Source organism: Mesorhizobium sp. M7A.F.Ca.US.006.04.2.1, from assembly GCF_004022915.1.
Classification (GTDB): Bacteria; Pseudomonadota; Alphaproteobacteria; order Rhizobiales; family Rhizobiaceae; genus Mesorhizobium; species Mesorhizobium ciceri.
Genome location: NZ_RZQA01000454.1, coordinates 1 through 5236 on the forward strand (window position 1 = coordinate 1; position 5236 = coordinate 5236).

At 62.8% G+C, this 5236-nt stretch carries 7 protein-coding genes; 2 read left to right on the plus strand and 5 right to left on the minus strand.

Going from position 1 to position 5236, the window contains the following annotated elements:
- Positions 1-1429, minus strand: a 1429-nt coding sequence (locus tag EN925_RS22295) for an ABC transporter ATP-binding protein (protein ID WP_164894327.1), incomplete at its 3' end; no start/stop codon positions are given.
- 227 nt (positions 1430-1656) lie between these two features.
- On the opposite strand from EN925_RS22295, the gene EN925_RS22300 reads away from it, so the two are divergent.
- Together EN925_RS22300 and EN925_RS22305 are read left to right on the plus strand one after the other, a co-directional pair.
- The gene (locus tag EN925_RS22300) at positions 1657-1866 is read left to right on the plus strand and encodes a SlyX family protein (RefSeq protein ID WP_013529634.1); all 210 of its coding nucleotides are present in this window, start codon (positions 1657-1659) and stop codon (positions 1864-1866) included.
- A gap of 23 nt (positions 1867-1889) precedes the next feature.
- The gene (locus EN925_RS22305; RefSeq protein WP_127368211.1) at positions 1890-2285 is read left to right on the plus strand and encodes a hypothetical protein; all 396 of its coding nucleotides are present in this window, start codon (positions 1890-1892) and stop codon (positions 2283-2285) included.
- On the opposite strand, the gene EN925_RS22310 is transcribed toward EN925_RS22305, so the two are convergent.
- The 4 genes from EN925_RS22310 to EN925_RS22325 form a co-directional block, all read right to left on the minus strand.
- On the minus strand, positions 2280-2741 hold the full coding sequence (locus EN925_RS22310) for a GNAT family N-acetyltransferase (protein ID WP_013529636.1): 462 nt from the start codon (positions 2739-2741) through the stop codon (positions 2280-2282). The two genes, EN925_RS22305 and EN925_RS22310, sit on opposite strands and share 6 nt — an antisense overlap.
- A gap of 115 nt (positions 2742-2856) precedes the next feature.
- Positions 2857-3846, minus strand: coding sequence for a BMP family ABC transporter substrate-binding protein (locus tag EN925_RS22315; protein ID WP_013529637.1), 990 nt, complete (start codon positions 3844-3846; stop codon positions 2857-2859).
- Positions 3847-4041: 195 nt separating this feature from the next.
- On the minus strand, positions 4042-4707 hold the full coding sequence (msrA, locus tag EN925_RS22320) for a peptide-methionine (S)-S-oxide reductase MsrA (RefSeq protein WP_013529638.1): 666 nt from the start codon (positions 4705-4707) through the stop codon (positions 4042-4044).
- Between the two features lie 32 nt (positions 4708-4739).
- Positions 4740-5063: a hypothetical protein gene (locus EN925_RS22325; RefSeq protein WP_024502789.1), complete on the minus strand. Its 324-nt coding sequence runs from the start codon at positions 5061-5063 to the stop codon at positions 4740-4742.
- Between the last annotated feature and the right edge of the window lie 173 nt (positions 5064-5236).

Genomic DNA, 5236 nt, shown 5'->3' on the forward strand with positions numbered 1-5236 from the left:
CCAGGATACGGTCGGACAGCGAACGGATCTCGTCCAGCTCGACCGACACCACCAGCACCGCCTTGCCCTGATCGCGCATGGCGATCAGGCGCTTGTGGATGAACTCGATGGCGCCGACATCGACGCCGCGTGTCGGCTGGCCGACGATCAGCACGCCCGGGTCCTGTTCCATCTCCCGTGCCAGCACGATCTTCTGCTGGTTGCCGCCGGAGAAATTGGCGGTCTTCAGCCGGCAGTCGGCCGGGCGGATGTCGTATTTGGCGATCTTGTCCCTGGCATCGTTGCGGATGGCATCGATGTTGAGGAACGGCCCCTTCAAATAGCGGGGATCATCGTGATAGCCGAGGATCGAATTCTCGTTCTCCTCGAAGGCCAGCACCAGCCCGACGTGATGGCGGTCCTCCGGCACATGCGCCAGGCCACGGTCGCGCAACTCTCCGGGGTCGGCGGCACCGGTCAGGTCGATCGGCTTGCCATCCAGCATGACCGAGCCGGAAACGGCACGCCTGATGCCGGAAATCGCCTCGAGCAGTTCGGATTGTCCGTTGCCGGCGACACCGGCGATGCCGACGATCTCGCCGGCCCTGATATCGAAGGAGATGTCGTCGACCATGGTGACGCCGCGCGTATCCCTGACCGTCAGGTTCTTGACTGCGAGCTTGACGGCGCCGGCCTCTGCCTCGCCCTTCTCGACCCGCAAGAGCACGCGCCGGCCGACCATCAGCTCGGCCAGTTCCTCGACAGTCGTCTTCCTGGTCTCGCGCGTCGCCACCATCGTGCCCTGGCGCATGACCGACACCGTGTCGGTGATGGCCATGATCTCGCGCAATTTGTGGGTGATCAGCACCACCGTCTTGCCCTGGTCCTTCAACTGCCGAAGGATGCGGAACAGATGGTCGGCTTCGGCCGGCGTCAAAACGCCCGTCGGTTCGTCGAGGATCAGGATCTCGGCGCCGCGATAGAGCGCCTTCAGGATCTCGACACGCTGCTGCAGGCCGACCGGCAGTTCCTCGATGATTGCATCGGGATCGACTTCCAGCCCGTATTCACGCTCCAGCCGCTCCAGTTCGGAGCGCGCCTTGGCGATGCTCTTCTTCAAGAGCGCATCGCTTTCGGCGCCGAGGATGACGTTCTCCAGCACTGTGAAATTGTCGACCAGCATGAAGTGCTGATGCACCATGCCGATGCCGAGCGCGATGGCGTCATTGGGGGTCTTGATCGAAGCCGGCTGGCCGCCAACGCGGATCTCGCCGCTGTCGGCCTGGTAGAAGCCGTAGAGGATCGACATCAGCGTCGACTTGCCAGCGCCGTTCTCGCCGACAATGCCGTGGATCGTGCCGCGACCGATCTCAAGATTGATGTCCCGGTTGGCGCGCACCGCACCAAAACTCTTGTTGATGCCGATCAACTCGATTGCGGCTTGCGCCATGCAGCCTGTCCCACTCTTATTTTTTTATCGCTTGGTCAAAACGCCTAGCATGACGCTCCGCCCGTGCCAATTGGCGGAGCAGGTTCACTCTCGACAAATCCCGGTGCGCTTGTCAATTTGCAACGTGGCCGGGGCCTTCACATTCGCTAGTATGACGGAGCCGAAATTCGCATTGCGGCGCAAGACATCGCGGCGCAAGACATCGCGGTGAAGACTGGGGAATTCACATGACCATACCCGCCGACCGGCTGACGACGCTGGAAATCCGCGCCGCCGAGCAGGAGAAGACCATCGAGGAACTGTCCGGCCAGATCGCCGAGCAGTGGAAAGTGATCGAGCGCATGCAGCGCAAGCTCGACGCGCTGACGGATCGCTTCCTGGCGCTGGAGGAGCAGACGGGAGATGAAGTGCCTGTAACCAAGCCGCCGCACTGGTGAGGAAAAAGGGAAGGGCGCACGCCATGGCCAGTGAAAGCGATCGCATTGCACGGGCCAGCGACTATGTGCGTGGCCTGATGAACGATGCGGAGCGCGAACGGGCCGAACGTGATCTGGAGATCGACCCGGCCTTCCGCGACGAGGTCGTGCGACTTGCCGAGCGCATGCACGTCTTCGACCGTGCCGAACCGGGGGATGGCGAAGAGCGCTGGAAGCAGATCACGCAGCGCATTGGCGACCTGCCGCAGATGCGTAGTTCTGGCCTGAGCGACGCCAGGCCGCCAACCGTGATCCGAAGCCTGTCGCAGCGGCCATACGGCGTCGGCGTCCACGCGCTGGGCGGCCGGCGTGGATTTGTGGTTGCCGCCGGACTGATGGTGGCGTTCGCGCTCGGTTGTCTCGTCGCGAAGCTGCTATAGGCGAGGCCGGCGAGACATCAGAGCCATCGTCTCGCCGTCCGAACTGCATATCTCAACGATGTTCCAGCCGAGGGCCGCGTAGAAACCACGCGCATCCCATGTGTAGAGATAGAGCATCTCGACGCCCCGTGACGCCGCATGGGCTTCCGTTGCCTTGACCAGCGCGGTGGCGATGCCTTGGCGTCGATACCTTGCATCGACAACCAACCCGGCCAGCCATGGCGTCAGATCATGCGCGGGCTCCAATTCGTGGCGGACCAGCAGGCATGTCCCGACCGGGGTGTCGCCGATCCGGGCCACGAATGCCGCCTCGAAACCGTCACCGGCGATCAAGTCGCGAAGCCCTGCAGCATCTTCCCCGAGAGTCCTTCCGGTTCCCTCGAAAAAGGCAGACAGGCGCAGTTGCGCGACCGCTGCTACGTCGTGCTCGCCCATGGGTCCGATCGTCGGCTGCATCTGTATCTCGAAACGGTGTCCGGCACGGAGCGAAGGTTTCGCTCGATCCGGTAAAGGCAAAACCGCCGGGCTGGCGCCCGGCGGTTTGCAGATCATGGCTGTGTGTTCGTGCCGCTCAATAGGGGCAGGCGTTGTCAGTCGTATAGTCGTGTACTTCGACCTTGCCGGCAATGATGTCGGCCTTGGCTTTTTCGACGGCCGCCTTCATCTCGTCCGTCACCAGCGCCTTGTTGTTTTCGTCCATGGCGTAGTCGACGCCGCCTTCCTTGAGGCCGAGATTCTCGACGCCGCCCTTGAAGGTGCCGTTCTTGCCGTCCATGAAGGCGGTGTAGACGGCGACGTCTACGCGCTTCAGCATCGAGGTCAGTACCTTGCCGGGCTGCAGGCCGTTCTGGTTGGAATCGACGCCGATGCCGAGCTTGCCGGCATCTGCCGCCGCCTGCAGCACGCCGACGCCGGTGCCGCCTGCCGCGGCATAGACCACGTCGGAGCCCTGGTCGATCTGCGTCTTGGCGATCTCGCCGCCCTTGGCCGGATCGTTCCAGGCAGCCGGCGTGTCACCCGTCATGTTCTGGATGACATCGGTCGCGCCGGCCGATTTGGCACCGCCGACATAGCCGCATTCGAACTTGCGGATCAGCGGGATGTCCATGCCGCCGACGAAGGAGACCTTCTTCGACTTCGAGGCCATCGCCGCCATGATGCCGACGAGATAGGAGCCTTCGTTTTCCTTGAATACCAGCGAGCGGACATTGGGCATGTCGACGGCGTCGTCGATGATGGCGAAGTTGAGATCGGGATATTCGGCCGCGACCTTCTTCAGTGCATCCTCCCAGGCGAAGCCGGCCATGACGATCGGGTTGTGGCCGTCCTCGGCGAAGCGGCGCAGCGCCTGCTCACGCTGCGAGGCATTGGAGACCTCGAATTCGACGTAGGCCGTGCCGGTTTCCGTCTTGAATTTCTCGGCGCCGTGATAGGCAGCCTCGTTGAAGGATTTATCGAATTTGCCGCCGAGATCATAGAGGATGGCCGGCTGGACATCCGCGGCGAAAGCCGGAAGAACCATTGCGGTTGCGGCCAGGAGGCCGAGAACGATACGTTTCATGTGATCCACACCCTGTCGGTTATTTTTTCCGTTACGCACCGCATGCCGGCCCGGTTCTCCGGCAGGCATGCGACGTCAGCCAGGAGTGTATTCCCTCCCGCTCGGCGGCAATCTGGCATGGCCCGAAACAAAATTCACGCGGAATTTTGACCTTTTGGAAAAGCTTGGTGCGGGCAAGCCGCACCGCAGCTTGTGTCAGGCGGAGGCGGCGGCAGGGATGGCGCAAGCGACACCGGTGCCTTTGAGGTTGCACGTGCCGTAAGGGTTCTTCGCCAGATATTGCTGGTGATCGGCTTCGGCGAAGTAGAATTCGGCCGCCGGGGCGATCTCGGTGGTGATCCTGCCGTGGCCGGCACCGCGCAGCGAGGTCTCATACGCATCGCGCGAGGCGCTCGCCGCCAACAGTTGCGCCTCGTCGCTCGTGTAGATCGCTGAACGATAGGCGGTGCCGACATCATTGCCCTGGCGCATGCCCTGCGTGGGATCGTGGCTTTCCCAGAACAGCTTCAGAAGCCCAGCATAGGAGACGATCCCGGGGTCATGGACCACCAGCACCGCTTCGGCATGACCGGTTAGCCCGGTGCAGGTCTCCTGATAGGTCGGATTGGGCGTGAAGCCGCCGGCATAGCCGGCCGCGGTGACCCAGACGCCTTCGATCTGCCAGAACAGCCGCTCCGCAGCCCAGAAGCAGCCGAGCCCGAACATGGCCGTCTCCAGCCCCTCGGGATAAGGACCCTTGAGCGGTCTTTTCAAGACCTTGTGCCTGGATGCGGTCGGGATCGCCCTGGCGCGGCCCGGCAGGGCCTCGGAGGGCTTCGGCAGATTGAGCTTCTTGTTCAGCATATCGCTGAGAAAGAACATGCGCGGGTTTCCCTCTCTTCGCGGAAAGCGGATCAGTTTGCGACGAACTGTCCGGCGCGACGTTGCCGCCTGTAGCCTATCGCATAGAGCAGGAAAGCCAGCACCGCGAACACGGCGAAGCCCGGCTGGTTCAGCACCCAGGCGATGGCGCCATCCCACAGCAGCGGGCTGGTCTTGGTTCGGATGAAGGTCTCGAAGGCGGCCCGCGTGTCGGGCGAGACCGCCAGCCAACTGCTGTTGAGCGGGGTCAGCACCAGCACGGAGGCCGCCACTGTGCGTGTCGCGTCGAGCACCGCCATGATGACGGAAATCGACAGCGCGATCATTGCGGCAAGACGAAAGACGAAGCGAAACATCAGAACCCTCCTCCGGGCTGGTCCTCTCCCGAGGGGCTTTTCAGAGATAGAATGCGCATGGCTGGATCGCAATCGCCATACGCGAATTTGCAGACTCCAAACTCAGGTCAACGGAGGGCCGGACGACAGTCGGTCGGGTCGCTTTTCATTGACATGTGAGGGCAGCTATGCTA